The sequence below is a fragment of the Streptomyces sp. NPDC045701 genome, assembly GCF_056432045.1.
In genome coordinates this window covers 78,468-103,413 of record NZ_JBWKJV010000005.1, presented here as the reverse complement: position 1 = coordinate 103,413, position 24,946 = coordinate 78,468, and the positions used below count along the sequence as shown (strand labels likewise).

General features: G+C 74.0%; 21 protein-coding genes. 8 read left to right on the top strand and 13 right to left on the bottom strand.

All coding sequences use genetic code 11. From position 1 onward, the window contains the following. Positions 1-16: 16 nt before the first annotated feature. Positions 17-1,405, top strand: coding sequence for a glycoside hydrolase family 6 protein (locus AC07DW_RS08255; RefSeq protein ID WP_478856822.1), 1,389 nt, complete (start codon positions 17-19; stop codon positions 1,403-1,405). 138 nt (positions 1,406-1,543) lie between these two features. Here AC07DW_RS08255 and AC07DW_RS08250 read toward each other — a convergent pair whose 3' ends face one another. The 8 genes from AC07DW_RS08250 to AC07DW_RS08215 all read right to left on the bottom strand — a co-directional run bounded on the left by AC07DW_RS08250 (position 1,544) and on the right by AC07DW_RS08215 (position 10,608). Next, complete coding sequence (locus AC07DW_RS08250; RefSeq protein WP_478856821.1) at positions 1,544-2,710, bottom strand: glycoside hydrolase family 12 protein; 1,167 nt, start codon at positions 2,708-2,710, stop codon at positions 1,544-1,546. A 773-nt stretch (positions 2,711-3,483) separates the two neighbouring features. Next, positions 3,484-4,512 (bottom strand): LacI family DNA-binding transcriptional regulator, encoded by a 1,029-nt coding sequence (locus AC07DW_RS08245; protein ID WP_478856820.1) that lies wholly within the window; start codon positions 4,510-4,512, stop codon positions 3,484-3,486. 93 nt (positions 4,513-4,605) lie between these two features. Then, positions 4,606-4,995 carry a hypothetical protein gene (locus AC07DW_RS08240; RefSeq protein WP_478857013.1) on the bottom strand — a complete coding sequence of 130 codons (390 nt, stop codon included), beginning with the start codon at positions 4,993-4,995 and terminating at the stop codon, positions 4,606-4,608. 121 nt (positions 4,996-5,116) lie between these two features. Then, positions 5,117-6,565 (bottom strand): peptidoglycan D,D-transpeptidase FtsI family protein, encoded by a 1,449-nt coding sequence (locus AC07DW_RS08235; protein WP_478856819.1) that lies wholly within the window; start codon positions 6,563-6,565, stop codon positions 5,117-5,119. Between the two features lie 107 nt (positions 6,566-6,672). Beyond that, complete coding sequence (locus AC07DW_RS08230) at positions 6,673-7,341, bottom strand: response regulator transcription factor (RefSeq protein WP_478856818.1); 669 nt, start codon at positions 7,339-7,341, stop codon at positions 6,673-6,675. Then, positions 7,338-8,534, bottom strand: coding sequence for a sensor histidine kinase (locus AC07DW_RS08225; protein WP_478856817.1), 1,197 nt, complete (start codon positions 8,532-8,534; stop codon positions 7,338-7,340). The genes AC07DW_RS08230 and AC07DW_RS08225 overlap by 4 nt, the downstream gene beginning before the upstream one ends. Before the next feature lie 53 nt (positions 8,535-8,587). After that, positions 8,588-9,697, bottom strand: coding sequence for a hypothetical protein (locus AC07DW_RS08220; RefSeq protein WP_478856816.1), 1,110 nt, complete (start codon positions 9,695-9,697; stop codon positions 8,588-8,590). A 140-nt stretch (positions 9,698-9,837) separates the two neighbouring features. Continuing rightward, the gene (locus AC07DW_RS08215; RefSeq protein WP_478856815.1) at positions 9,838-10,608 is read right to left on the bottom strand and encodes an IclR family transcriptional regulator; all 771 of its coding nucleotides are present in this window, start codon (positions 10,606-10,608) and stop codon (positions 9,838-9,840) included. Between the two features lie 110 nt (positions 10,609-10,718). Between AC07DW_RS08215 and AC07DW_RS08210 the strand changes: the two genes are divergently transcribed. The 4 genes from AC07DW_RS08210 (at position 10,719) to AC07DW_RS08195 (ending at position 15,005) form a co-directional block, all read left to right on the top strand. Beyond that, on the top strand, positions 10,719-12,248 hold the full coding sequence (locus tag AC07DW_RS08210) for an aldehyde dehydrogenase (NADP(+)) (RefSeq protein ID WP_478856814.1): 1,530 nt from the start codon (positions 10,719-10,721) through the stop codon (positions 12,246-12,248). 4 nt (positions 12,249-12,252) lie between these two features. Further along, positions 12,253-12,864, top strand: coding sequence for a DUF1349 domain-containing protein (locus AC07DW_RS08205; protein WP_478856813.1), 612 nt, complete (start codon positions 12,253-12,255; stop codon positions 12,862-12,864). A 341-nt stretch (positions 12,865-13,205) separates the two neighbouring features. Further along, positions 13,206-13,904, top strand: coding sequence for a DsbA family oxidoreductase (locus tag AC07DW_RS08200; protein WP_478856812.1), 699 nt, complete (start codon positions 13,206-13,208; stop codon positions 13,902-13,904). Positions 13,905-13,961: 57 nt separating this feature from the next. Next, complete coding sequence (locus AC07DW_RS08195; protein WP_478856811.1) at positions 13,962-15,005, top strand: aminotransferase class V-fold PLP-dependent enzyme; 1,044 nt, start codon at positions 13,962-13,964, stop codon at positions 15,003-15,005. On the opposite strand, the gene AC07DW_RS08190 is transcribed toward AC07DW_RS08195, so the two are convergent. Further along, positions 14,957-15,550, bottom strand: coding sequence for a MarR family winged helix-turn-helix transcriptional regulator (locus AC07DW_RS08190; RefSeq protein ID WP_478856810.1), 594 nt, complete (start codon positions 15,548-15,550; stop codon positions 14,957-14,959). The two genes, AC07DW_RS08195 and AC07DW_RS08190, sit on opposite strands and share 49 nt — an antisense overlap. A 121-nt stretch (positions 15,551-15,671) precedes the next feature. On the opposite strand from AC07DW_RS08190, the gene AC07DW_RS08185 reads away from it, so the two are divergent. Further along, a complete protein-coding gene (locus tag AC07DW_RS08185) occupies positions 15,672-16,754 on the top strand; it encodes an alkene reductase (protein WP_478856809.1) in 1,083 nt (360 codons plus the stop codon). Between the two features lie 7 nt (positions 16,755-16,761). Here AC07DW_RS08185 and AC07DW_RS08180 read toward each other — a convergent pair whose 3' ends face one another. From AC07DW_RS08180 to AC07DW_RS08165, 4 genes are read right to left on the bottom strand one after another with little or no spacing between them, the layout of a single operon-like run. After that, entirely contained in the window at positions 16,762-17,805 is a 1,044-nt protein-coding gene (locus AC07DW_RS08180) for a LacI family DNA-binding transcriptional regulator (protein ID WP_478856808.1), read from the bottom strand. 23 nt (positions 17,806-17,828) lie between these two features. After that, positions 17,829-18,758: a carbohydrate ABC transporter permease gene (locus AC07DW_RS08175; RefSeq protein WP_478856807.1), complete on the bottom strand. Its 930-nt coding sequence runs from the start codon at positions 18,756-18,758 to the stop codon at positions 17,829-17,831. Next, positions 18,755-19,699, bottom strand: a complete 945-nt coding sequence (locus AC07DW_RS08170) for a carbohydrate ABC transporter permease (RefSeq protein ID WP_478856806.1) — start codon at positions 19,697-19,699, stop codon at positions 18,755-18,757. Before AC07DW_RS08170 ends, AC07DW_RS08175 begins: the two co-directional genes overlap by 4 nt. Further along, positions 19,696-21,012, bottom strand: a complete 1,317-nt coding sequence (locus AC07DW_RS08165) for an ABC transporter substrate-binding protein (protein ID WP_478856805.1) — start codon at positions 21,010-21,012, stop codon at positions 19,696-19,698. The genes AC07DW_RS08170 and AC07DW_RS08165 overlap by 4 nt, the downstream gene beginning before the upstream one ends. A gap of 213 nt (positions 21,013-21,225) precedes the next feature. Here AC07DW_RS08165 and AC07DW_RS08160 point away from each other — a divergent pair, with 213 nt between their 5' ends. Further along, positions 21,226-23,247, top strand: a complete 2,022-nt coding sequence (locus tag AC07DW_RS08160) for a beta-galactosidase (RefSeq protein ID WP_478856804.1) — start codon at positions 21,226-21,228, stop codon at positions 23,245-23,247. Positions 23,248-23,331: 84 nt separating this feature from the next. After that, a complete protein-coding gene (locus tag AC07DW_RS08155) occupies positions 23,332-24,882 on the top strand; it encodes a glycoside hydrolase family 53 protein (RefSeq protein ID WP_478856803.1) in 1,551 nt (516 codons plus the stop codon). Positions 24,883-24,946: the final 64 nt, after the last annotated feature.

The following is a 24,946-nucleotide window of genomic DNA, read 5'->3' as shown; positions in this document are numbered from 1 at the left end:
AAGGAGCCGCACCCCCATGACCTACCGAGGAAACCGCCGGCGGGGGCTGGCCACGACCCTGGCCGTGGCCACCGTCGCCGCCACGCTGCTCGGCGCGGCCGCCCCCCGGCCGACCGGCCACCGGCCGCCCGCCCACGTGGACAACCCCTTCGCGGGCGCGTCGTTCTACGTCAACCCCGACTACGCCCGCCTCGTCGAGGGGTCCGCCGCCCGGACCGCCGACCCGGCCCTCCGGGCGAAGATGCGAGCGGTCAAGCGCCACTCAACGGCCGTGTGGCTGGACCGCATCGCCGCCGTCCACGGCGGGGCCGCCAACGGGGGCCGCAAGAGCCTCGCCCAGCACCTCGACCTGGCGCTCGCCCGCAAGCGGCCCGGCCGGCCGGTCGTCGCCACCTTCGTGGTGTACGACCTGCCCGGCCGCGACTGCGCCGCCCAGGCGTCCAACGGTGAGCTGCCACTCACCGAGGCGGGCCTGCGCCGCTACCGGACCGAGTACATCGACGCCATCGCCGAGGTCCTCGCCCGCCCCAAGTACCGCGGCGTCCGCGTCGCCACGGTCATCGAGCCCGACGGCCTGCCCAACCTGGTCACCAACCTGAGCGACCCGGAGTGCGCCCAGGCGCGGAGCAGCGGCCTCCAGGTCGAGGCGATCCGGTACGCGCTGGACAGGCTGCACGCCATCCCCAACGTCTACACCTACCTGGACTTCGCGCACTCCGGCTGGCTCGGCTGGGACTCCAACCTCGCGCCGACCGTGCGGCTCTACACGGATGTGGTGAAGGGAACGGCCGCGGGCCTGGCGAGTGTGGACGGGCTGGTCACCAACGTCTCCAACTACACGCCGCTCTCCGAGCCGTTCCTCACCGACCCGGACCGGGTGGTGGGCGAGGGGCCGGTCAAGTCGAGCGCGTTCTACGGGTGGAACGGGCAGTTCGACGAGGCCGACTTCACCCGGTCCGTCCACCGCGAACTGGTGGCCCAGGGCTGGCCCCCGTCCACCGGGATGGTCGTCGACACGTCCCGCAACGGCTGGGGCGGCCCGGCCCGGCCCACCGCCGAGAGCACCAGCACCTCGCTCGACGCGTACGTCGACGAGTCCAGGGCGGACCGCCGTCCGCGGCGTGCGCTGTGGTGCAACGTCGCCGGAGCGGGCCTGGGCGAACCGCCGCGCGCCACGCCCGCCGGATACCCGGACTCGCACCTGGACGCGTTCCTGTGGGTCAAGCCGCCGGGCGAGTCCGACGGCGCGGGGGACGACATCCCGAACGGCGAGGGCAAGCGCCCCGACCCCATGTGCGACCCGGTGGCCACCCCGGGCGCCCTCCCGGGCGCGCCGCTGGCCGGTCACTGGTTCCACGAGCAGTTCCGGATGCTCGTCACCAACGCCCATCCGCCGGTCTCCTGACCCGGCACACCGAAGCGGCCGGCCGTGCCCACGGGGGGACGGCCGGCCGTGGTGCGCCGGTCGGGACAGCCGGGGATCGGCCGCCGGGCTGGGGCCGTCAGGGCCGCAGGGGAGAGGCCGCCGCCGGGGGAGGCGGCGTCACGCCACCGCGCACACCGTTCCGTTGAGGGCGAACTGCGCGGGCCGGGCGAAGGTGCCCGTGTAGGTGCCCTGGAACCCGAACGACTGGCTGCCGCCGGGGGCGATCCGGGCGTTGGACGCCGTGCCGGTCGCGGTCACCGCGCCCGAGGCGGGGCTCACGGTCGCGTTCCAGGCCTGGGTGACGGTCTGGCCGGCGGGGAGGGTGAACGCGAGCCGCCAGCCGTCGACGGGCGCGGTGCCGGTGTTGGCGACCGTCACGTTCGTGGTGAAGCCGCCGGGCCAGACGCCGGGCGCGTAGGTGACGCGGCAGGCGGTGGCGGGGGTCCCGGGGTCGCCGGGGCCGGTGCCACCGGTGTTGACGGTGGAGGAGAAGGAGTCCACGCGCAGCCCGGCGCCGTTCTGCCACGGCTCGAAGCCGGCCTGGACGCTGGTCAGGTACCAGGACGGCTGGGCGAGGCCCCGGGAGACGGTCTGGTCGACGAAGTCCATCACGTCGAAGCTCCAGCTGCCGATCGCCGAGGGCGCCACGAAGGAGATGACGTCGTTGGCGCCGTTGCTGCCGGTCCACACCTCCCAGGACCGGCCGCCCACGGTGGCGGTGCCGGTCGGTGAGCCGATGGGCTGGACGGGGCCGACGCGGTTGAACCAGATCATGATCTCGGTGCGGTTCACCCCGTCGGTGCGCGGCGTGGGGTCGAGCCAGATGTCGTACGAGGCGTTGTAGACCGCGTCACCGACGTACCCGTACGTGATGCTGGACGGCGCGCTGCTGATGGCGTCGATCCGCTTCGGCAGGGCGGTACCGGGGGAGCAGTTCGTGTAGTGGCAGCCGTTGAACACCGAGGGGTACGACTTGGGCGCCCCGTTCGTCGGCACGGAGCCGTCGGCGCGGGTGAGCGTGAAGCCGGTGGCGGTGGCGTTGACGCACTGCGTCGCGCTGGTGCCCCAGCGGTTGTTCTGGACGACGTAACGGCCCTGGATGGTGGTGGAGCCGAACTGGTCGCAGACCAGGGTGTCGGCCCGCGCGGGCGCGGTCGCCGTGGTGAGGGCGGTCAGCGAGCCCAGCGCGACCAGAGCCGCCGTGGCGGCGGTGCGCAGGGAGCGGAGGCCGTGGTGCACGCGGCGGCGTACACGATGGCGGGTGGGGTGGAGGAACGTCTTCATACGGGTGCGTGTCCCTTCGGGGCAGCGACGGTACGAGGGTTTCCGATTGGGAGCGCTCCCAACTTCTGCTCCGCGGTGGACTGTAGGAGCGCCCGGGGGTGGTGGCAAGACGTTGTGCGCGTGCATTGACGTGGGCCCGTCATGTCAGCACAGTGGAGGGCGAGGGCGGGAGCGCTCCCAAAACCTGCCGCCCTCACCCCGGCGGCGCGGCGGTGGTGCACGCCGATCCCCACCGCCGCGCCGCCTTCCGCCCCAGAAGGGACTCCCCATGCGCCGACTAACCGTACGTCCGGCCCCGGCAACCCTCGCCGCTCTCCTGAGCGTCGCCGCGCCGTCGCCGTCCGGCTGGGCGTCTCCGGTCCGGCCACCGCCGCCCCCGGCCAGACCACGGCCGTCAACGGCGGGCCGGAGACCTTCCCCCAGCGACTGCCCGCCTGCGGAGCCTCGCAGTGCACCACCCCGCTGGAACGCCGCCGCACGAGCCCCAGGCACCCGCTCTCCGGCCGCAACCGGTTTCTCGACGGGCCGCCGGCCACGGCCTTCTCCTCCATCGTGCCGCGCGCCGGCTACGCCCGCCCCGGCCGGGAGTGCCGCACGCTGCTCGCCGCCCCCGCCGAGGTGGAGCGCGCACTCCCGCTGAACGCCCGTGCCGTCGACGCCGGCCGGCGGGGCGGCGGCACCTCCGGACCCTGCCCATGCGGTACGAGGACGGCCGGTGGCTCGTCGCGACGACCCCCGCCCGGCTGGCCGCGTACCGCGCCGGGACGTGCCGGTCAGGTCGACGCCCGCTCCACCAGCTCCGTCCGCAGGATGACGTGCTGCCAGGCGGCGGCGCCCTCCTCCCGGAGGGCCTCCATCAGCACCCGCGCCATCGCCCGGCCCATCTCCTCCACCGGCTGGCGCACCGTCGTCAGCCGGGGGTCCGTGTGGCGCGCGATCGGCGAGTCGTCGAAGCCCACCACGGCCACGTCCTGCGGCACCCGCCGCCCGGCCACCCGCAGTTCGTGCAGCGCGCCCGCCGCCATCACGTCCGACGCGGCGAAGATCGCGTCCAGGTCCGGGCACCGGGCCAGCAGCTCCCGCGTCGCCCGCCGCCCGCTCTCCTCCGTGAAGTCACCCCACGCCGTCAACCCGGGGTCCACCTCCCCGAGCGCCGCGCGCATCTCCTCCCGGTATCCCCGCAACCGGCACTGCGCCGCGTACATGTCGGGCGGGCCCGCGATGGTGGCGATGGCGCGCCGCCCCGTCCCCACCAGGTGCCGGACGGCCGCCCGCGCCCCGCCGGCGTTGTCGGAGTCCACGTACGACACCGACTCGTCACTGCGCCGCCGGCCGCTGAGCACCGTCGGCACCTCCAGCTCCGCCAGCATGTCCGGCAGCGGCTCACTGTCGTGCACCGACACCAGCAGCACCCCGTCCACCCGCCCCGCCCGCGCGTACTGCACGAACCGCTGCCGCTCCTTGTCGGTGCGCACCAGCGTCAGCAGCAGCTGCATGTCCGCGTCGGCGAGCGCCGCGCCGACCCCGTGGACGATGTCGGAGAAGAACGGCTCCGCGAAGAACCGCCGGGTGCTCTCCGGGATCACCAGCGCCACCGCGTCGGCCCGGCTCGCCGCCAGGGCGCGGGCCGCCCGGTTCGGTACATAGCCGAGCCGGTCGATCGCCTGCTGCACCAGCAGGCGCGTAGCGGCCTTCACCCCCGGCGCGTTGTTGACGACCCGGGACACCGTGCCCCGTCCCACGCCCGCGAGCGCGGCCACTTCCTCCAGCGTGGGCGGGCCCACGCGTCCCCGTCCGACCATCCGTGACCTCCAAGGCTCCATCGAATCACCGGAAGCGGGCGCTCCCCACCCGGCGGTCCCACGAAGTGCCGGCGCGGACCCGGAACCGAACCGTCAGGGCGCCGCACCCCGCGGCGGCCGGCGCTCGTACCGCAGCGCCGCTCCCGTCACCACCGCGCCCAGACCCTCCCACAGGCCCACGCCCAGGAAACCGGCCGGGGCACGGCCGGAGACGACCGCGAGGAGGAACACCGCGCAGGTCAGCAGCCGGAAGGGCACCGTCCAGCGGAAGAAGGCCCTCCAGTCGGCCAGCGCCGCCAGCACGTAGTAGACGCCCATGTTGACCGCCGCCATCGACGAGGCGGTCAGGAACACCAGGGTGTGGTCACCGTCCGCGCGCCGCGCGCCCGGCACGGGCGCGAAGCCCATGACCGTCAGCAGCGCGTCCGGGGAGACCAGGCCCACCACACCCAGCGCGGTGGCGAGCAATCCGAAGACCGCCATCGTCCAGCCGGACGGGGAACGGGGGCGGAGACGGAGCAGCGGCCGCACGGGAGTCCTTCCTGCGCACAGGGGTACGAAGGTCCTGCATACCGTGCGGCCGCGAAGGACGCTCCACCGGGGGCTACTTCAGCGCCGCCGCCATCATCTTCCGCGCGACCGGCGCGGCCAGCCCGTTGCCGCTGACCTCCGCCCGCCGCGCGCCGGAGTCCTCGATCAGCACCGCGACCGCGACCTCCTCGCCGGTCCCGGCGTCCTTGGCGTAGGAGGTGAACCACGCGTACGGCTTCTCGCTGTTGTCCACCCCACGCTGTGCCGTGCCCGTCTTGCCGCCCACCTCCACGCCGTCGATCCTCGCGTGGGAGCCGGTGCCCTCCTCGACGACCGTGACCATCGCGCCGCGCAACTGCTCGGCGGTGGACGACGACACGACCCGCCGGGCCTTCCCGTCCTCGTACGACTCCAGGGTGTCGCCGTCCGCGTCCACGACCGAGGACACCAGGTGCGGGGCCGCCAGCAGCCCGTCGTTGGCGAGGGCGGCCGACACCATGGCGATCTGGAGCGGTGTGGCCGTCACGTCGAACTGCCCGATGCCCGACAGCGCCGTCTGCGCGTCGTCCATCCGCGAGGGGTAGACGCTGGCATGGGCGCGTACCGGCACGTCCTGCCGGTCGTCGTTGAAACCGAACTTCTCCGCCATCGCCCGCACCGCGTCCTGGCCCAGGTCGACGGCCATCTTGCCGAAGACGTTGTTGCACGAGTACTGGAGCGCGACCCGGATCGAGGCGTTCTCGCACGGCGCCGACGGGTTCTCGTTCCGCAGGTCGGTGACGGTGCCCTTCAGCCGGTACGGGTTCGGGCTCCTCGTCGGCTCGTCGACGGAGCCGTACAGCCCGTCCTCCAGCGCCGCCGCCGCGACGACCAGCTTGAACGTGGAGCCGGGCGCCACCGGTTGGCGGATCGCCCGGTTCACCAGCGGCTTGTCCGGGTCCTCGGTGAGCCGCTTCCAGGCGGCGCCGTCCGTCGTCCCGGCGATGGCCGAGGGGTCGAACGACGGGGTGCTCACCATGCCCAGGACGCGCCCGGTCCCCGGGTCGAGGGCGACGGCCGCTCCCTTGGTGTCGCCCAGCGCCTCGAAGCCCGCCTTCTGGACGGCCGGGTCGATCGTCGTCAGCACGTCGCCCGGCTCGGCGCGCTTGCCGGTGAGCGCGTCGAGCGGGTTCCTCAGCCGGGGGTCCGTCCCGTCCAGGACGCCGGCGTAGACGCCCTCCAGCTGGTTCGAGCCGTACGCCTGCGAGCCGTAGCCGGTGACGGCCGCGTACAGCTCGCCGTCCGGGTAGGTGCGCTGGTAGCGGAGGTCCCCGCTCCGTGTCCTCTTCGAGCCGGTGACCGGCGAGCCGGCCACCACGATGTCCCCGAGCGGCTGGGCGTACCGCTCCATGGTGTTCCGTCGGTTGTGCGTGTCGTCGGCGAGCGCCTTCGCTTCGTACGCCTGCACCCAGGTCGCCCGCAGCAGCAGGGCGAACACCAGCAGCAGGGAGAAGACGGCGGCTCTTCTGATCGTCTTGTTCATCGCGCCCGGAACGACGAACGGGAGGAGCGGGCGGGTTCCGGATCGTCCGTCTTCTCAGGAAACGTTCATCCGTGGACGTTCACGAGCGGACGTTCCTGAGCGGACGTTCATCCGCCGCCGGGGCCGGCCGGGGCGATGAAACCGGACTCGTACGCCGCGATCACCGCCTGGGTGCGGTCCCGCGTCCCCGTCTTCGCCAGCACGGCCGCCACATGCGTCTTCGCCGTCGCCGCGCCGACGCCCATCCGCCGGGCGATCTCGGAGTTCGTCAGGCCCGTCGCCATCAGCCGCAGCACCTCCGCCTCCCGCTCGGTCAGCCGCGCCACCCAGGGCGGGGCGGCCTCCGGCCGCCGGCGCGCGTGCCCCGCCGCCAGGCCCCGCAGCGCGGCCGGGTACAGCAGCGAGTCACTGCGGGCGACCAGCCGCACAGCGGCCACCAGGTCCTCCGCCGCCGCCCGCTTCAGCAGGAACCCGGCCGCCCCGGCGCGCAGCGCGTCGTACACGTAGCTGTCGTTCTCGAACGTCGTCACCACCACGATCCGGGGTGCGGGCTCCGGCGGCCGGGCGAGGATCCGCTCGGTGGCGCGGATCCCGTCGACCCCGGGCATCCGTACGTCCATCAGGACGACGTCCGGCCGCAGTTCGCGCACCACGGACACCGCCTCGGCGCCGGTCGACGCCTCGCCGACCACCTCCAGGTCCGGCTCGGCGTCCAGGATGACCCGCAGGGCGGTACGCACCATCCGCTCGTCGTCCGCCAGCACGATCCGGATCATCGGGCGGACCCCCGCAGCGGCAGGCGCGCCGCCAGCCGCCACGCCCCGTCCACCGGGCGGGCCTCGGCGGTGCCGCCCAGCAGGCGCGCCCGTTCCCCGATGCCCCGCAGGCCGCGGCCGCCCCCGGGGCGGGCCACCGGGGGCCGGGCGGGCAGCGGGTTCTCCATGGTGATGGCCACCTCGTCCTCGTCCCGTACGACGGTCAGCGACACCGGCACGCCGCCCGCGTGCCGGGCCGCGTTCGCCAGGCCCTCCTGGACGATCCGGTACGCCTCGCGGGACACCGCCGCCGGCACGCCCGCCACGTCACCGCCCCGCACGGTCAGCGACACATGGCGCCCGGTCTCGGACAGCAGCGCGTCCAGCGCCTCCAGGCCGGGCCCCGGCAGTTCCGCGTGGTCCTCGCCCTGTCGCAGCAGGCCCAGCACGGCGTCCAGTTCGCCGACCGTGCGGCGGGCGGCGCCCTCGATGGCGGTCAGCGCCTCCCGGACGAACTCCGGGTCGCTGTCGAGCACCTTGCGCGCCGCGCCCGCCTGGAGCGTGACCGCGCTCAGCGCGTGGCCCACCGAGTCGTGCAGCTCGCGGGCGAGCCGGTTGCGCACGGCCAGTTCCGCGGCGCGCCGCTCGGCCGCCGCCAGCCGGTCCGCGGGCGTGGGCCCCAGCAGCAGTGGGGCCTGCCGGGCCAGCAGCGCCCCCGCCCCGGCCGCCACCGCCGCGAGGGCGACCAGCATCGCGAGCCCGGCCGGCACCCCGCCGTACACCAACCACCGCTGGTCCAGCGACCAGAACCGCCCGAGTTCCGACTCCCGCAGCGCGGCCGAGAAGGGCAGTGCCATCACCGACACCGCGAACGGCGGCAGCGCCAGCGACGCCCCGCTCACGAGCCCGCCCAGCCCCACGTGGAGCGTGAACCACCCGGCGGTGCGCGCCCTGGCCGCCCGCGACTTGGCCGGCCCGTCCGCGAAGCGCTCCGGCGAAACCCCGCACAGCGTCCGCGCCGCCGCCACCGACATGGGCCGGGCCGGCGGGAACAGCGCCGTCACGGCGGCCAGCGGCAGGGCGATCGCGTACGCCCCGAACTGCACCGCGGGGGAACCGGAGAACGTCCCGCCCCCGCCCGCGAACGGCGCGAGGACCAGCGTGCCCAGCAGCCAGTACGGCATCAGCAGCGCGCCGCCCAGAATCAGATGCACCCACCGCAGCCGTGCGCGCCGCCCCAGCAGCACGCCGCCCGGCGCCCCCGCCCTCACGCCGGGCGCTCGGCGCGCCGCCGCAGGAGGACGGCCACGCAGGCGCCCAGCAGCATCCCCGTGATCATCTCGCCAGCGTAGGCCAGCAGCATGGCCGCGGTGGGCTCGTTCGCGGGATCGCTCTGCGGCACCAGGGCGGCCAGCAGCAGCCAGCCGCCCCAGCAGCCGACCCCGGCGGAGCCGACCCAAGCGAGCGCCAGCGGTGCCTTGAGGGGCAGCGAACGCCCCAGACGGAACACCAGCATCAGCACTCCCACGGTCGCGGCGGCGAAGAAGAGCAGACGGACGCCCTCCAGGACGAAGAAGTCGCTGCCGCGCTCCGCGATCCGCCCCGCCGACAGCCCACGCGTGGAGCCGGACAGCCACAGCACGTGCAGCGCCGTCGGCACCAGGAGCAGGACGGAGGCCACCACGGCCGCCGCCCGGACCGCGGGCCGCAGCAGCCCGGGGGACACCTCGTGCACCCGGCCCTGCCACACCGGGCTCCAGCGGTCCCGGGCGTACAGGGCGAACAGCGTGCCGAGGCTGAGGCCCTGGACGATGAAACCGCCGTAGACGACGGAGAAGACCCACTCGTCGAGGAACGGCTCCGCGGGGGCCGAGTGCCCGGCCGCCATCTGGGCCGGGTAGCCCACCATGATCGGCGCCAGCAGGCCGGTCGCCCCCCACATCGGGAACGCGAGCAGCCACGCCTTCACCGCCGCCCCCCAGGGCTGGGTGAACAGCAGCGCCAGGACGACGACGGCCGCGTCCATCAGCACCGTCGTCAGGTTGACCGCCGCCATCAGGTCCGGATCGTCCAGCAGCGCACTGCCCTCGGGGATGCCGACGCGGCTGCCGGACACCCAGGCCACCTTGAGCGAGACGTACGGGACGCACGAGACCACCGCGAGGGCACGCAGCGCCCGGCGCGCCAACCCCGGCCGGGCCGGTGCAGGTCCCGGTGCCGGGCTCACCGGGTGCGGCCGGTCCGTCACGGCGACGACGGGCGGGCCCGCGGGGGCGATGACGGAGGCGGCGGGGCTCGTCGGGACGGGGGCGGGCGGGTTCGCGGGGGCGGAAGGGGGCGGGTCCGCCGGGGCGGTGGCGGCCGGGTTCGTGGTCATGCCCCTACGCTCCCGTCCGCACGGGACCCGCACCTCCTTCCCGGCGGTGAACCGCCTCCGCCGCACGGCGGAGACCGCTCAGCCACGCAGGAGGAGGACCGGCGGGTCGCTCTCGCGCGCCTCCCGGAGGGCCGCGTCCGTCACAGCCTCCTCGTCGCGAGCGTCAGCCGGTCGCGGGCGTCGAACAGCGCGTCCTTGACCATCTGCTCGTGCGCCGGGGTGAGCCGGGCGACCGGCACCGAGCAGCTGATGGCGTCCCGCGCCGGGGTGCGGTAGGGGATCGCGACGCCGAAGCACCGCAGGCCCAGGGTGTTCTCCTCGCGATCCACGGCGTATCCCTGCTCGCGGACGGCGTGCAGCTCCTCGATGAGCTTCTCGCGGTCGGTGATGGTGTGCTCGGTGAGCGCCGGCAGGGTCTCCGGGAGCATCTTGCGGACCTGCTCGTCGCTGTGGGTGGCCAGCAGGGCCTTGCCGAGCGACGTGGAGTGGGCGGGCAGCCGGCGTCCGACGCGGGTGAACGGCCGCAGGTAGTGCTGCGACTGGCGGGTGGCCAGGTAGACGACGTTGGTGCCGTCGAGCCGGGCCAGGTGGATGGTCTCGGTGGTGTCGTCGGAGAGCCGGTCCAGGGTGGGGCGGGCGGCCGCGACGACCTCGTCGCCGTCGATGTACGAGGTGCCCACGAGCAGGGCGCGCACGCCGATGCCGTACCGCGTGCCCGTCGCGTCGGTCTCCACCCAGCCCAGCTCCACCAGGGTGCGCAGCAGCATGTAGAGGCTGGACTTGGGGTAGCCGACGGCTTCCTGGACGGCGGCCAGGGAGTGCATGCCGGGGCTGCCCGCGAAGAACTCGAGCAGTTCCACCGTGCGGACGGCGGACTTGACCTGCGCCCCGCCGGAATCGGTAGCTGACATTCGACTCGCCCCTCTTGTGGTCACGCCGCGCCCGTTAATAGAGTCCCATTCATCATCAGGAACGCTGTTCAGAATACCGAACAATCGCGGTGGGCTGGAAGGACGTAGTGGTGTCAGCAGTACAAGTCTGGAGTGTCGACCCCCGAACCGGGAAGCGGCGGGAGCGGGTTGCCGTCGAAGCGACCGCGGAGGACGTCGACCGGGCCGTACGGGCGGCGCACTCCGCCCGCGGCGCCCTCGCCGACCGCACGGTGCGCGCCGCGTTCCTGCGGACCGCCGCCGAACTCCTCGACGGCGCCAAGGACGCGCTGGTGGCGGCGGCCGACGCCGAGACCGCCCTCGGCCCCGCCCGCCTCACCGGCGAACTGGCCCGCACCTGCTTCCAGCTGCGGGCCTTCGCCGACATCGTCGACGAGGGCGACTTCCTCGGCGTCATCATCGACCACCCCGACGACACCGCCACCCCGCCCATCCCGGACCTGCGCCGCTACAAGGTCCCGCTCGGTGTCGTCGCCGTGTACTCGGCCTCCAACTTCCCCTTCGCCTTCTCCGTGCCCGGCGGCGACACCGCCAGCGCGCTGGCCGCCGGCTGCCCGGTCGTCGTCAAGGCCCACCCCGACCACCCGGCCACCTCCGAGCTGGTCGCCGCCGTCCTCGGCCAGGCCGCGGCACAGCACGACATCCCCCAGGCCGTCGTCGGCCTCGTGCACGGCTTCGAGGCGGGCGTCGAGCTGGTCAAGCACCCGCTGATCGCCGCCGCCGGGTTCACCGGCTCGATCCGCGGCGGCCGGGCGCTGTTCGACGCGGCCGCCGCCCGCCCCGTACCCATCCCGTTCCACGGCGAACTGGGCTCCCTCAACCCGGTGGTGATCACCGAGGCGGCGGCCGCCGAGCGGGCCGAGCAGATCGGGACCGGCCTCGCCGGGTCCATGACGCTCGGCGCGGGCCAGTTCTGCGTCAAGCCCGGACTGGTGCTGGCGCCGGCCGGGGCGGGCGGCGACGAACTGATCGCCTCCCTCGCCGGCGCGGTCGAGGCCGCCGGCGAGGGGGTGCTCCTCGACCACCGGATGCGCGACAACTTCGTCGCGGGCGTCGCCGACCGCGCCGCGCTGCCGGACGTCGAGGCCCCTGTCACCCCCGGCGCGGGTGACGAGCACACCGTCAGCCCCGGGTTCCTGACCGTGCCGGCCGCCAAGCTCGCCGACGAGGGCGCGCACGACCTGCTGCTGGAGGAGTGCTTCGGCCCCGTGACCGTGGTCGCCCGGTACGAGGACGAGGGCGAGGTCACCGCCGTCCTGTCCCGGCTGCCCGGCAACCTCACGGCGACCGTCCACCTCTCCTCGGAGGAGGCGTCCGGCGGGGGCCGCGCCGCCGAGATCCTCGCCGAACTCACCCCGCTCGCCGGCCGCGTCCTCGTCAACGGCTGGCCCACCGGCGTCGCCGTCGCCCCCGCCCAGCACCACGGCGGCCCCTACCCGGCCACCACCTCCACCTCCACCTCCGTCGGCGGCACCGCCGTCGAACGCTGGCTGCGCCCGGTCACCTACCAGTCGACCCCCGAGGCGCTGCTCCCGCCGGAGCTGCGCGACGACAACCCGCTGGGCCTCCCGCGCCGCGTCGACGGACGGACGGAGCGCTGATCCGGTGGACCTCACACTGCCCGGACTGCCGTTCCCCCTGCGGCCGTACGGCCCCGACGCCGGCTGGTCGTACGAGCGGGGGGCGCTGACGGGCCGGGCGGGCCCGCGCCAGGACCGTTTCGTCCCCCCGACGGGCGACGCCCTGGACCCGGCATCCGACGCGCCGCGCCTGCTCGGCGCGGTGCCGGAGGGCGACTTCCAGCTGGTGGCCCGCGTCACGGCCGGCCTCGCGGCCCCCTTCGACGCGGGCGCGCTCTACGTCCACGCCGGTGAGCGGGAGTGGGCCAAGCTCTGTCTGGAGCTGTCGCCGGACCGGCCGACCGTGTGCACGGTCGTGACCCGGGGCCACTCGGACGACGCCAACTCCTTCGTGGTGGACGGCGGCACCGTGTGGCTGCGGGTCAGCCGGACGGGCCGGGCGTTCGCGTTCCACGCCTCGGCGGACGGCGCGCACTGGACCTTCGTCCGGGTCTTCGCCCTCGGCGACGCGGCGCGGGCGGGCTCGGCACGGGTCGGCTTCGCCGCCCAGTCGCCGGTGGGCGAGGGGTGCGCGGTCACCTTCGACCGGATCGCGTACCGCCCGCACGCGCCGGCGGACCTGCGCGACGGCACCTGACGGCTTGCCGCCCCGCGCGGGCCGCGACGGCCCGGCTCCGGTGTCCGAGCCCCGCGCGGGCCCGGCTCCGGTACCGGCCTCCCGCGCCGGCCGGCGGAACAGCGCCGGCCGGCTCCGCCGCCCCGCGACCGGCCTCCGCCGGGGAAGCCGCTGTTCCCGGAGGCGGAGACCCGCACGCGGCTGCGGTTCGCCGGGACCAGGACCCTCGGCAACGGGGCCGTCCTCCTCCGGTACGAGCGGCACCGGGGGAATGAACCGGCGCGGTGACGGGTTGACGGCGTGAGCGGAGGAAGCCTCCGCACGGCCCCGGCCGCGCCTCACGACCTGGAGAGAACGAAGACATGCGCGTCGAGATCTGGAGCGACATCGCCTGCCCGTGGTGCTACATCGGGAAGGCGCGCTTCGAGAAGGGGGTCGCGGCCTTCGCCCACCGCGACGAGGTCGAGGTGGTGCACCGCTCCTTCGAGCTGGACCCGGACCGGGCCAAGGGCGACACCGCGCCGGTGATCGACATGCTGGCGAAGAAGTACGGGCGCACCCGTGAGGAGGCGCGGGCCATGGAGGAGCACGTGGCCGCCAACGCGCGCGCCGAGGGGCTGGAGTACCGCACCGAGGGGCGGGACCACGGCAGCACCTTCGACATCCACCGGCTGCTCCACCTGGCCAAGGCGCACGGCCGGCAGGACGCGCTGCTGGACCTCGCCTACCGCGCGAACTTCGCCGAGGAGCGGTCCGTCTTCGACCCCGAGGTGCTCGTGCGGCTCGGTGTCGAGGCGGGGCTGGCCGAGGACGAGGTGCGGGCCGTGCTGGCCGACGAGGACGCCTACGCCGAGGACGTACGGGCCGACGAGCGCGAGGCGGCCGGGCTGGGCGCGACGGGCGTGCCGTTCTTCGTCCTGGACCGGCGCTACGGCGTCTCGGGCGGGCAGCCCGCCGAGGTGTTCACCCAGGCACTGGAGCAGGCCTGGCAGGGCCGGGTGATCCAGCCGGTCGGCGCGGGGGCGGCGGCCTGTGACGTGGACGGCGTCTGCGAGGGGTGAGCCGCGCGTCAGCCGGGGGCGATTGACCTGGCACACCGTCCGGACCAGGGTGGGGGGATGGAAACCCCTCTCGGTGGCGGCGAGTTCGCGCCCGCACAGACGTACCTGGACACCTCCCGCTGCGGGCTGCTGCCCCGCCGGGCGGTGGCCGCCGTGACCGCGCTGGCGGAGGCCGTGGCCGCCGGGACGGCGGGCGGGTCCGGCAGCTTCGAGGCCGTGGACGGCGCGCGGCGCGGGTTCGCGCGGGTGGCGGGCGTGGGCCCGGACCGGGTCGCCGTGGGAAGTTCGGTCGCCGTCCACGTCGGCCTGGTCGCGAACTCGCTGCGGCCCGGGGCGGAGGTCCTCTTCGTGGAGGGCGACTTCGGGTCGCTGATCACGCCGTTCACGGCGCGGGGCGACCTCGAGGCGCGGTTCGTGCCGCTGGAGGACCTGGCGGACGCGGTACGGCCCGGCACGGCGCTGGTCGCCTTCTCGTCCGTCCAGTCGGCGGACGGCCGCGTGGCCGACCTGGCCGCCGTGAGGGAGGCGGCGGCCGCGCACGGGGCCCGTACGCTCCTCGACGCGACCCAGTCGGCGGGGTGGCTGCCGCTGGACGCGGGGGCGTACGACTACACGGTGACGGGCGGGTTCAAGTTCCTGATGTGCCCGCGGGGCGCGTCGTTCCTGACGGTGACCGAGGAGGCCCAGGAGTCGCTGGTGCCCATCCACGCGGGCTGGTTCGCGGCGGCCGACCTGGACAACCCGTACGGCCCGGCCGCCCGGCTCGCCGACACGGCCCGCCGGTTCGACGAGCCGCCCTCCTTCCTCTCGTACCACGGGGCCGAGCAGTCCCTCGCCCTGCTCGCCGAGATCGGCGTCGACGCGGTGCACGCCCATGCGACCGCGCTCGCCGCCCGCTTCCGGGAGGGCCTGGTCCGCCTCGGTCACTCCCCGGTGCCCGGCGCCTCGGCCGTCGTCGGCGTGCCGGGGCTGGGGGCGCGGCGGCCGGAACTGGCCAGGGCCGGCGTCGTCGTCTCCGCCCGCGCCGGCAACCTGCGGGCCGCCTTCCACCTCTACAACTCGGCCGCCGACGTGGACCGGGCGCTGGACGCGCTGTCCTGAACCCCGCCGGCCGCGCCGTCCCGTCCGCCGCCCGAGGGGCCGGGGCACGCCGGCGTCCCCTTGCACAGGTTCGCCTCGACCTTGCCCAGGAGCCGCGTCAGCTCGGCGCGCTCGGGCGCGTCGAGCCCGGCGAGGGTCAGCTCCTCCAGCCGGCTCCAGGCCCCGGTCACCTGCGCGTGCAGCGTGCAGCTGGCGGCGGTCGCCTCCACCAGCACGGCGCGCCGGTCCGAGGGGTCGGGGGAGCGGCGCACATGGCCGGTCTGCTCCAGGCGCTGGAGCATCTTGGTGACCGTGGAGGGGTCGAGGTCCAGGACCCTGATCAGCTCCGACTGGCGGACCGGTCCGGCGTCCCAGAGGTGCATCATCACGAACTCCTGGCCCGGATAGATGCCGGCTTCCTTGAGGAACCGGCCCGCGGCGATGCGGTGCAGCCGGGCCACCCGCGACAGGGCGTGGCTCAGCGGGCCGCACTGTGCCGCGGAGGGCGGCGCGTCGGTACAGGCGGGGCGCTCGGCACCCTGCTCGGGGTGGTGCGGGCCGGTCATCGGGGCTCCTCGCGGGACTGTCGGTCGATACCGCCGATTTTACCTTGGTCGGCCAATGAATGCGTTACAGTAACGTCAGGCAGAAATGATTGGCCGACCACACAATGTCTTGGGAGCCCCGATGACCACTGCTTTCGACCCCATCGACCTGTCCGGCACGCCCCTCGCCAACCGCATCGTCATGGCCCCGATGACCCGCAGCCGCGCCGGAGCCGGCCGGGTGCCGACCGGCCTCACCGCCGAGTACTACGCCCAGCGCGCCTCGGCCGGACTGATCATCACCGAGGGCATCCAGCCCTCACCGGTCGGCCAGGGCTACCCCGACACCCCGGGCCTGCACAGCGAGGAGCAGACCGCCGCCTGGCGCCGGGTCACCGACGCGGTGCACGCCGCGGGCGGCCGGATCTACGCCCAGCTCATGCACGCCGGCCGCATCGGCCACCCCGACCTGCTCGCCGACCAGCCCGGCGGCCTCCACCCCGTCGCCCCGTCCGCCGTGGCCGCCGAGGGGCAGGTCTACACGGCCGAGGGCCCCAAGGACTTCGTCACCCCGCGCGAGCTCACCGACGCCGAGGTACGGGAGACGATCGCGGACTTCGTGTCCGCCGCCCGCAACGCGGTGACCGCCGGCTTCGACGGTGTCGAGCTGCACGGCGCCAACGGCTACCTCATCCACCAGTTCCTGGCCCCCGGCACCAACCGGCGCACCGACGCCTGGGGCGGCTCCGCCGAGAACCGCGTGCGCTTCGCCGTCGAGGTCGTCACGGCGGTCGCCGCCGAGATCGGGCCCGAGCGCACCGGCCTGCGGATCTCCCCCGGCAACGGCTTCAACGGCATCGACGAGCCCGAGCCGGAGGAGGCGTACACCGCGCTGGTGACGGCCCTCGAACCGCTCGGCCTCGCCTACCTGCACGTCCTGGAGAGCTCCCCGGCCACCCGCGATCTCACCCTGGCCCTGCGCAAGCTCTTCTCCGGCGCCCTCGTGCTCAACCCCGCCACCGAGGGACCGACCAGCGCCGAGGACCTGGCCCTCATCGAGAACGGCACGGCCGACCTCGTGGCCTTCGGCGCCCTGTTCCTCGCCAACCCCGACCTGCCGGCCCGCCTCCGGGCCAACGGCCCCTACAACACACCGGACACGGCCACCTTCTACGGCGGCGACCACCGCGGCTACACGGACTACCCCGCCCTGACCGTCCGATAGCGCGGGCTCACGCCGATGCGCGGCGCACCAGCTCGGTGGGGAGGATGACCGCGGCGTCCTCCTCCCCGCCTATGCGGGCCAGCAGCATCCGCACCATCTCGGCGCTGATCCGGTCCCACGGCTGGCGGATCGTGGTGAGCGGCGGCCGGGACGACACCGCCGCCGGCGAGTCGTCGAAACCGCCCACCGCCACGTCCTCCGGCACCCGTCGCCCGGCCCGCGCCAGGGTGTCGAGCACGCCCTGCGCCATCAGGTCCGACGCCACGAACACCGCGTCCACGTCCGGCGCCCGCTCCAGCAGCAGCGCCGCCGCCGCCTCGCCGCTCGCCCGGCTGTAGTCGCCCGGCACGATCAGCGCCTCGTCGGCCGGCAGCCCGCACCCGGCCAGCGTCTCGCGGTACCCCGCGAGGCGCTCGACCCCGCCCGGGGTGTCCGGAGGGCCGGTCACCGTGGCGATGCGGCGGCGCCCCGACGCGTACAGGTACCGCACCATCTCCCGCGCGCCGTCCCGGTCGTCGGCGGCGACGTAACTGACCTTCGACGTCTGGCCGAGCGGTTTGCCGCACGCCACCAGCGGGACGCCCGCCCGGCGCAACTGCGTCACCACCGGGTCGCCGGAGTGGCTGGACACCAGCAGCACCCCGTCGACGTGGCCGGCCTCGATGTACCGCAGGTTGCGCCGCCGTTCGTCGGCCGTGCCCGCGATCATCAGCAGCAGCGGGATGTCCCGGTCGGCCAGCGCCTGGGTGCAGCCCCGCAGCAGCACGTTGAAGTTGGGGTCCTCGAAGAACCGCTCCTGCGGCTCGGTCAGCAGGAACGCCACCGAGTCCGACTTGCCGGTGATCAGCGAGCGGGCGTGCCGGTTCACGACGTACCCCGTCCTGCGGATCGCCGCGTTGACGGCGTCCTGGGCGGCGGGGCTGACGTAGTGCCCGCCGTTGAGGACGCGCGAGACGGTGCCGCGGGAGACCCCGGCCTCCCGGGCCACGTCATGGATGGTCGGCGGCCGGCGGCGGCCCTCCGTGCTCCGGCTCGTGCTGCTGCGGCTCATGCGTGGCGTTCCCCTCGGTGTCATCAGGACTTTACGGCCCCGGACAGCAGGTCCAGGCTCCAGAACCGCTGGATGACCAGGAAGAGGGCGATGAGCGGGACGACCGCCAGCATGGCACCGGTGATCACCAGCGTGTAGAGCGCCGGGGTCGCGGAGCCCTGCGCGAGCAGGGTGTAGAGCCCCACGGTCATCGGGAACTTCTCGTCGTCCCCGAGCATGATGTAGGGCAGCAGGAAGTTGTTCCAGATCGCCACGAACTGGAAGAGGAAGATCGTGACGAGCCCCGGCGACATCATGGGGACCGCGATCCGCAGGAAGATCCGCCACTCGCCCGCCCCGTCCATCCGGCCGGCCTCCACCAGCTCCATGGGGATGGCGGCCGCCGCGTAGATCCGGCCGAGGTACACGCCGTACGGGGAGAGGACCAGCGGCAGCAGCACCGACAGGTACGTGTCCGCCAGACCGGCCTTCGCCACCAGCAGGTACTGCGGGATGGCCAGGATGACCGGCGGCATCAGCACACCGGCCAGCAGGACGTTGAAGACGGCTTCGCGCCCGCGGAAGCGGTAGACCGCCAGCGCGTAGCCGGAGACCGCCGACACCGCCGTGGACAGGACGGCGCCGAAGCCCGCGTAGAAGGCCGAGTTGGCCATCCACCGCCAGTAGATCCCGTCGCGGTACGCGTCGAGGCCGGCCAGGTTGTCGCCGAGGCCGCTGCCCGGCAGGAACGTGAAGGTGGAGAACAGCTCCGTGCCGGACTTGGTGGACGCCACGAGCACCCAGGCGACCGGCAGCAGGCAGTACAGCGCGCCCAGGAGCAGGGCCGCCGTGGGCAGCGGGGCGATCCGGCCGGGGCGGCGGGGCCGGGCGGAGGGCGGGCCCTGGGAAGTGCCCGGTGTGGTGCCGGCGGCCGGGGCGGTCCTGCGCGCCGGGGGAGCGGTGAGGTCGGTCATCGGGTCCGTCCCTGCTTCCTTCCGGAGTTGGAGGCCCTCAGCAGGCCGAACGACAGCACGAAGGTCGCGACGGCGAGGACGACGGCGGTCGCCGACGCCGCGTGGACGTTCCCGCCGACGAAGGCGTCGTTGTAGACCTTCATCAGCGGGCTCCAGGTGGTGGGGATCCCGTTGGTCAGCGGGCGCAGGGTGGTCGGCTCGCTGAAGACCTGGAGCGTCGCGATGATCGAGAAGAAGAAGGTCAGCACGAGCGACGGCGCCACCATCGGGATCTTGATCCGCAGCGCGATCTGGAGCGGGGTGGCCCCGTCCAGCTTCGCCGCCTCGTACACCTCGGCCGGGATGGACCGCAGCGACGTGTAGATGACGATCATGTTGAACCCGGTGCCGCCCCACACGGCGATGTTCGACAGGGCCAGGAAGAGCGGCCCGCCGTCCAGCAGGTCCGGCCGCGGCAGCCCGAGGGCGTCGAGCGCGTAGTGGAACGGGCTGACGTCCGGCAGGTACAGGAACCCCCACAGCATCGCCGCGACGACGCCCGGGACGGCGTACGGGAGGAAGATCGCCAGTCGGGAGAAGGACCGCGCCCGGACCCGCTCGGTGTCCAGCAGCAGCGCGAACAGCAGCGCGAGCCCCAGCATCACCGGGACGACGATGGCGCCGTACCCGAGGATCCGCAGCGCGCCGCGGCCGAGCTCGGAGTCGGTGAGCGCGGCGGTGTAGTTGGCCAACCCCGCCCAGACCTCCTGGCGGGAGCCCCTGCCCAGGCCGAGGCCCTTGACCTCGATCCGGTGCAGGCTCAGCCAGACCGCGTAGCCGATGGGCAGTGCGAAGAAGACGGCGAACAGGAGCCCGGCCGGGAGGAGGAACAGATAGGGCGCGTTCCGCACCCGGCGCCGGTCGGCGCGGGAGGAGGAGCGGGCGCGCGCGGCTCCCGTCACGGGGCGACCTCGAAGCCCTGCTTCTTCAGGTCCGCGACCGTGGCGTTCCGCATCGCCGTGAGCGCCGTGCCGAAGCCCGACTTCGCCTTGGCGGCCTTGCCGAACTCGTCCTTGAAGGCGGTGTACGCGACATTGACGTTCGGCCCCCAGGCGGCGGGCGCGGTGGTCCTGGCTATCGCGGCGGCGCGGAGGTAGAAGTCCGGCTGGTTGGCGAAGAACGCGGGCGGCTCGGCGAGCGCGCCGCCGGACTGGGCGGCGGTGGCGGCCGGGTAGACGCCGCTCTCCTTCACCAGCGCGGCAAGCGCCTCGGGGTCGGTGTTCAGCCAGGTGGCGAACTCCACCGCGGCGGCCTTGTGCCGGGAGTCGTTGGTGACGGCGGTGGTCGAGCCGCCCCAGCTACCGGTGACGTTGGCACCCACGGTCCACTGGGGGAGCGGTGCCATCGCCCACTTGCCCTTGGTGTCCGGCGCGGCGGTGGTGAGGGTGCCCGGCGCCCACACCGCGCTCACCCAGGCGATCTGCTTGCCGGTGTTGAGCGCCTTGTTCCAGGCCGGGGTGTACATCGGCTGGTTGTCGACGGCGCCCTCCGCGACCAGGCCGCCCCAGAAGCCGGCGACCTTCCTGGTGGCCGCGTCGTCGATGCCGACCTTCCACTTCTCGCCCTCGGCCGTCCACCACCTGGCGCCCGCCTGCTGGGCGAGCCCGGCGAACAGGCCGGAGTCGTTGGCGGAGAAGGTCGTCAGGGCCTTGTCCGGGGCCTTCTTCTTCAGCGCGCGGGCGGTGGCGGCGAACTCCTCCCAGGTGGTGGGGACCTTCAGCCCGTACTGGGCGAACAGGTCGGCGCGGTAGTAGAACATCATCGGCCCGGAGTCCTGGGGCAGCGCGTACACCGCGTCGGTGCCCAGCGTGACCTGCTGCCAGACGCCCGGGGCGAACGCCTTCTCGGCGTCGCCGGCCTCCGCGGAGATGTCGGCCAGGACGTCGTTGCTGACCAGGGTCGGCAGCGCCTGGTACTCGGCCTGGACGAGGTCGGGGGCCTGGTGCGCCTTGGCCGCCGTGATGATCTTCGTGACCAGGTCGTCGCCGGAGGCCTGCTTCTTCACGGTCACCGTGACGTCCGGATGCTGCTTGTTCCACAGGGCGGCGACCTTGTCCATGCCGGGCGCCCAGGCCCAGTACGTCAGTGACACGGGGCCGGACGCGGCGTCCCCGTCGTCGCCGGGCGCCCCGCACCCGGTGAGGGCGGAGGCACCGAGACAGACGGCGGTGGCGGTGGCGATGGCGGAAATGCGGCGGCGCAGCGCGTGCGGCATGGGGGCTTCTCCCTGACCGAGGGGGGCGGCCTCCGCCGTGGTGGGAGGCCTGCCATGCTTCTGTGAGCGTTCACAGTAGAGAAACATCCCAGACACTTGTCAATGGTTGATGCTGTGCGGTTATGTTGCGTTCTAGCGGCGCCGCCTGTGTGTGCACGTTCCCACTTGATCGGTATGCCGCCGGACGCTTCCCGAGGAATCAGGAGAAACCCCATGCCGGAGACCACTCCCCGCGGCCTGCGCCGGCTCGCCTACGGCGGGGACTACAACCCCGAGCAGTGGCCGGAAAGCATCTGGCAGGAGGACGTCCGGCTGATGCGCGAGGCGGGCGTCACCATGGTCAGCGTCGGCATCTTCTCCTGGGCCAAGCTCGAACCCGAGCCCGGCGTGCACGACTTCGGGTGGCTCGACCGGCTCCTGGACCTGCTCCACCAGCACGGCATCCGCGCCGACCTCGGCACGCCCACCGTCGCCCCGCCCGCCTGGTTCTACCGCGCGCACCCGGAGGCGCTGCCCGTCACCCGCGAGGGCACGCGGTACGCCTTCGGCTCCCGCGGCGCCATCTGCCACAGCTCACCGGCGTACCGCGCCGCCGCCTCGGACATCACCGAGCGCCTCGCCCGCCGCTACGGCTCGCACCCCGCCCTCGCGCTCTGGCACGTCCACAACGAGTACGGCGTCCCCGTCAGCGCCTGCTACTGCGACACCTGCGCCGACCGGTTCCGCCACTGGCTCGACGCCCGCTACGGCTCCGTCGACGCCGTCAACGACGCCTGGGGCACCGCCTTCTGGGGCCAGTACTACACCGCGTACGACCAGATCGACCCGCCCCGCGCCACCCCCACCGTCGGCAACCCGGCGCAACAGCTGGACTACCGGCGCTTCGCCGACGCCACCATGCGCGAGAACTTCGTCCGCGAACGGGACATCCTTCACCGCCTGGCACCCGGCGTGCCGGTCACCACCAACTTCATGACCGCCCTCAGCCAGTGCGACAGCGTCGACTACTGGGCCTGGGGCCGCGAGGTCGACCTCGTCACCAACGACCACTACCTCATCACCGACGGCCGCCGCACCCACGTCAACCTCGCCATGGCCGCCGACCTCACCCGCTCCGTCGCCGGCGGCGCCCCCTGGCTGCTGCTGGAGCACTCCACCAGCGGCGTCAACTGGCAGGCCCGGAACCCCGCCAAGCGCCCCGGCGAGATGGCCCGCAACTCCCTCGCCCACGTGGCGCGCGGCTCCGAGGGCGCCATGTTCTTCCAGTGGCGCCAGTCCCGGCGCGGCGCCGAGAAGTTCCACTCCGCGATGGTGCCGCACGCCGGCACCGACTCACGCGTCTGGCGCGAGGTCGTCGCACTCGGTGCCGACCTCGGCGCACTGGCCGGGCTGCGCGGCACGCGGACCGTCGCCGACGCCGCCATGGTGTGGGACTGGCACTCCTGGTGGGCGCAGAACCTCGAATGGCGCCCCAGCGAGGACCTCGACGCCCGCGAGCGGGCCGACAGCTTCTACGAGACCCTCTGGGACCGGCACCTGACCGTGGACTTCGCCCACCCCGAGGCCGACCTGTCGGCCCATCCCCTCGTCGTGGTCCCCGCCCTGTACCTCACCACCGAGGCGGCGGGCCGCAACCTGCGCTCCTACGTCGAGAACGGCGGCACACTCGTCGTGTCGTACTTCTCCGGCATCGTCGACGAGCACGACGCCGTCCACCCCGGCCCGTACCCCGGCGCGCTGCGGGACGTCCTCGGCCTCACCGTCGAGGAGTGGTCGCCGCTGGGGGAGGGCGAGACGGTACGGATCACCGAGCGGGCCGGGGACCGGACGCTGACCGGTGACGTGTGGACCGAGTTCGTCGTCCCGCGCGGCGCCGGGACGGTGTGGACGTACGCCGACGGCCCCGCCGCGGGCCGCCCCGCCGTCACCCGCCACCGCCTCGGCAAGGGCACCGCCTGGTACGTCTCCACCCGCCTCGCCCCGCCCGCCCTGGACGCGATCATCGGCGCGGCCTGCGAGGACGCGGGCATCGCGCCGCGCACCGAGCTGCCCCGCGACGTGGAGGTGGTGCGCCGCGCCGGCGCCGGCGGCACCTACCTGTTCGCGCTCAACCACACCTCCGCCGACGCCAAGGTGCCGCTGGACGGCCCCGGCACGGAGCTCCTCGGCGGCGAGGCCGTCAGCGGCCACCTCGCCGTCCCGGCCGGCGCCGTCCGGGTCGTCCGGCTCGCCTGACCCGCACCGCACACCACCGCCGCACCAGGTACCACCCCGTCACACCCCGCATCACCGCCACGCACATCGTCGAAGGGACACGACATGCACGGCACCACCGGAGCGGCCGCGGCCGCCCTCACCGTCGCCGCGGGCCTGGTCCTCGCCGGGCTGCCGGCGACCACGGCCCGGGCCGCGGCCACGCTCACCAACCCGGGGTTCGAGAACGGCGCCACCGGCTGGTCCACCTACTCGGCCACCGGCCGGAACGGCGCCTCGTTCACCGAGGCCGGCGGGGCGAGCGGCAGCACCCGGCTCTCCCACTGGTCGTCGTCCGCGTACACGGTGGAGACCTACCAGTACCTGTCCGGGCTCGCCGACGGCACGTACACCCTGAGCGCCCGCGTCCGCTCCAGCGGCGGACAGAACGCGGCGTACATCGCCCTGCGCAACTGCGGTGGGGCCGAACAGCGCACCGACCTGCCGCCCACCGCGAACGGCGCCTGGATCCGGATCGTCACCTCCGTCAAGGTGACCGGCGGCGGGTGCACCGTGAGCCTCAACTCGGACGCCCACGCGGGCGAGTGGGCCAACTTCGACGACCTCACCTTCACCCGCGGCACGACCGGCCTCACCGTCAAGGGCGGCGACCTGTCGACGCTCCCCAAGAACGAGGCCCACGGAGCGGCCTACCGGTACGCGAACGGCACGAGCGGCGACGCGATGGCCGTCCTGAAGTCGGTCGGCATGAACTACGTACGCCTGAAGGTCTGGGTGAACCCCGCCGACGGCTACAACGACAAGGCGAAGGTCCTCGCCATGGCCAAGCGGGCCAAGGCCCAGGGCATGAAGGTCCTGGTGGACTTCCACTACTCGGACACCTGGGCCGACCCGGGCAAGCAGTACAAGCCCGCGGCCTGGTCCTCGCACACGTACGAGCGGCTGAGGAAGGACGTGTACGACCACACGTACGACGTCCTCGGCGCGCTCAAGGCACAGGGCACGACCGCCGACATGGTCCAGATCGGCAACGAGATCAACGCCGGCATGCTGTGGGAGGAGGGCCGTACGTCGAACTGGCCGCAGCTGGCCGGCCTGCTGACGTCCGGCGCGAACGCCGCCAAGGCCGTCTCACCGGCCACGCAGGTGGCCCTGCACCTCGCCAAGGGCGGCGACAACGGGGGCACCCGCTGGTGGTTCGACCAGGCCGTCGCCCACCAGGTGCCCTTCGACGTCGTCGCCCTGTCCTACTACGGCTACTGGCACGGTCCGCTCTCCGGTCTCCAGGCGAACCTGGACGACGTCGCCGCCCGGTACGGCAAGCCCGTGCTGGTGGCGGAGACGGCGTACGCGCACACGCTCGCCAACGACGACTTCCTGGAGAACAACGTCGCCACCGAGGACACCCTGGCGCCCGGCTACCCGGCCACCCCGGCCGGCCAGGCCGCGAACCTGCGGGACGTGATGAACGTCGTGGAGGCCGTGCCCAACGGCCGCGGCCTCGGCGTCGTCTACTGGGAGCCCGCCTGGACGGCCGTCACCGGCAGCGGCTGGGACCCGGCCGACCCGGCGTCGGGCAACGCCTGGGAGAATCAGGCCCTGTTCGACTACGACGGCAGGCTGCTGCCGGCGGCGAACTGGTTCCGCCACCGCTGACCGCGTCCGCCGGGCGGACCGCCCGGCGACGGCACCGCGAGGGGCGGGACCCCACCCGGATCCC

What these genes read in the sequence shown, in the direction of transcription:
- AC07DW_RS08245 (WP_478856820.1), bottom strand. Translation starts at nt 4,512, where the DNA reads ATGGTCGGACGGGGACGCGTGGGCCCGCCCACGCTGGAGGAAGTGGCC.
- AC07DW_RS08175 (WP_478856807.1), bottom strand. Translation starts at nt 18,758, where the DNA reads ATGACCGACCTCACCGCTCCCCCGGCGCGCAGGACCGCCCCGGCCGCC.
- AC07DW_RS08235 (WP_478856819.1), bottom strand. Translation starts at nt 6,565, where the DNA reads ATGAACAAGACGATCAGAAGAGCCGCCGTCTTCTCCCTGCTGCTGGTG.
- AC07DW_RS08220 (WP_478856816.1), bottom strand. Translation starts at nt 9,697, where the DNA reads ATGACCACGAACCCGGCCGCCACCGCCCCGGCGGACCCGCCCCCTTCC.
- AC07DW_RS08230 (WP_478856818.1), bottom strand. Translation starts at nt 7,341, where the DNA reads ATGATCCGGATCGTGCTGGCGGACGACGAGCGGATGGTGCGTACCGCC.
- AC07DW_RS08190 (WP_478856810.1), bottom strand. Translation starts at nt 15,550, where the DNA reads ATGACCGGCCCGCACCACCCCGAGCAGGGTGCCGAGCGCCCCGCCTGT.
- AC07DW_RS08200 (WP_478856812.1), top strand. Translation starts at nt 13,206, where the DNA reads ATGCGCGTCGAGATCTGGAGCGACATCGCCTGCCCGTGGTGCTACATC.
- AC07DW_RS08255 (WP_478856822.1), top strand. Translation starts at nt 17, where the DNA reads ATGACCTACCGAGGAAACCGCCGGCGGGGGCTGGCCACGACCCTGGCC.
- AC07DW_RS08215 (WP_478856815.1), bottom strand. Translation starts at nt 10,608, where the DNA reads ATGTCAGCTACCGATTCCGGCGGGGCGCAGGTCAAGTCCGCCGTCCGC.
- AC07DW_RS08180 (WP_478856808.1), bottom strand. Translation starts at nt 17,805, where the DNA reads ATGAGCCGCAGCAGCACGAGCCGGAGCACGGAGGGCCGCCGCCGGCCG.
- AC07DW_RS08185 (WP_478856809.1), top strand. Translation starts at nt 15,672, where the DNA reads ATGACCACTGCTTTCGACCCCATCGACCTGTCCGGCACGCCCCTCGCC.
- AC07DW_RS08155 (WP_478856803.1), top strand. Translation starts at nt 23,332, where the DNA reads ATGCACGGCACCACCGGAGCGGCCGCGGCCGCCCTCACCGTCGCCGCG.
- AC07DW_RS08195 (WP_478856811.1), top strand. Translation starts at nt 13,962, where the DNA reads ATGGAAACCCCTCTCGGTGGCGGCGAGTTCGCGCCCGCACAGACGTAC.
- AC07DW_RS08165 (WP_478856805.1), bottom strand. Translation starts at nt 21,012, where the DNA reads ATGCCGCACGCGCTGCGCCGCCGCATTTCCGCCATCGCCACCGCCACC.
- AC07DW_RS08250 (WP_478856821.1), bottom strand. Translation starts at nt 2,710, where the DNA reads ATGAAGACGTTCCTCCACCCCACCCGCCATCGTGTACGCCGCCGCGTG.
- AC07DW_RS08160 (WP_478856804.1), top strand. Translation starts at nt 21,226, where the DNA reads ATGCCGGAGACCACTCCCCGCGGCCTGCGCCGGCTCGCCTACGGCGGG.
- AC07DW_RS08240 (WP_478857013.1), bottom strand. Translation starts at nt 4,995, where the DNA reads ATGGCGGTCTTCGGATTGCTCGCCACCGCGCTGGGTGTGGTGGGCCTG.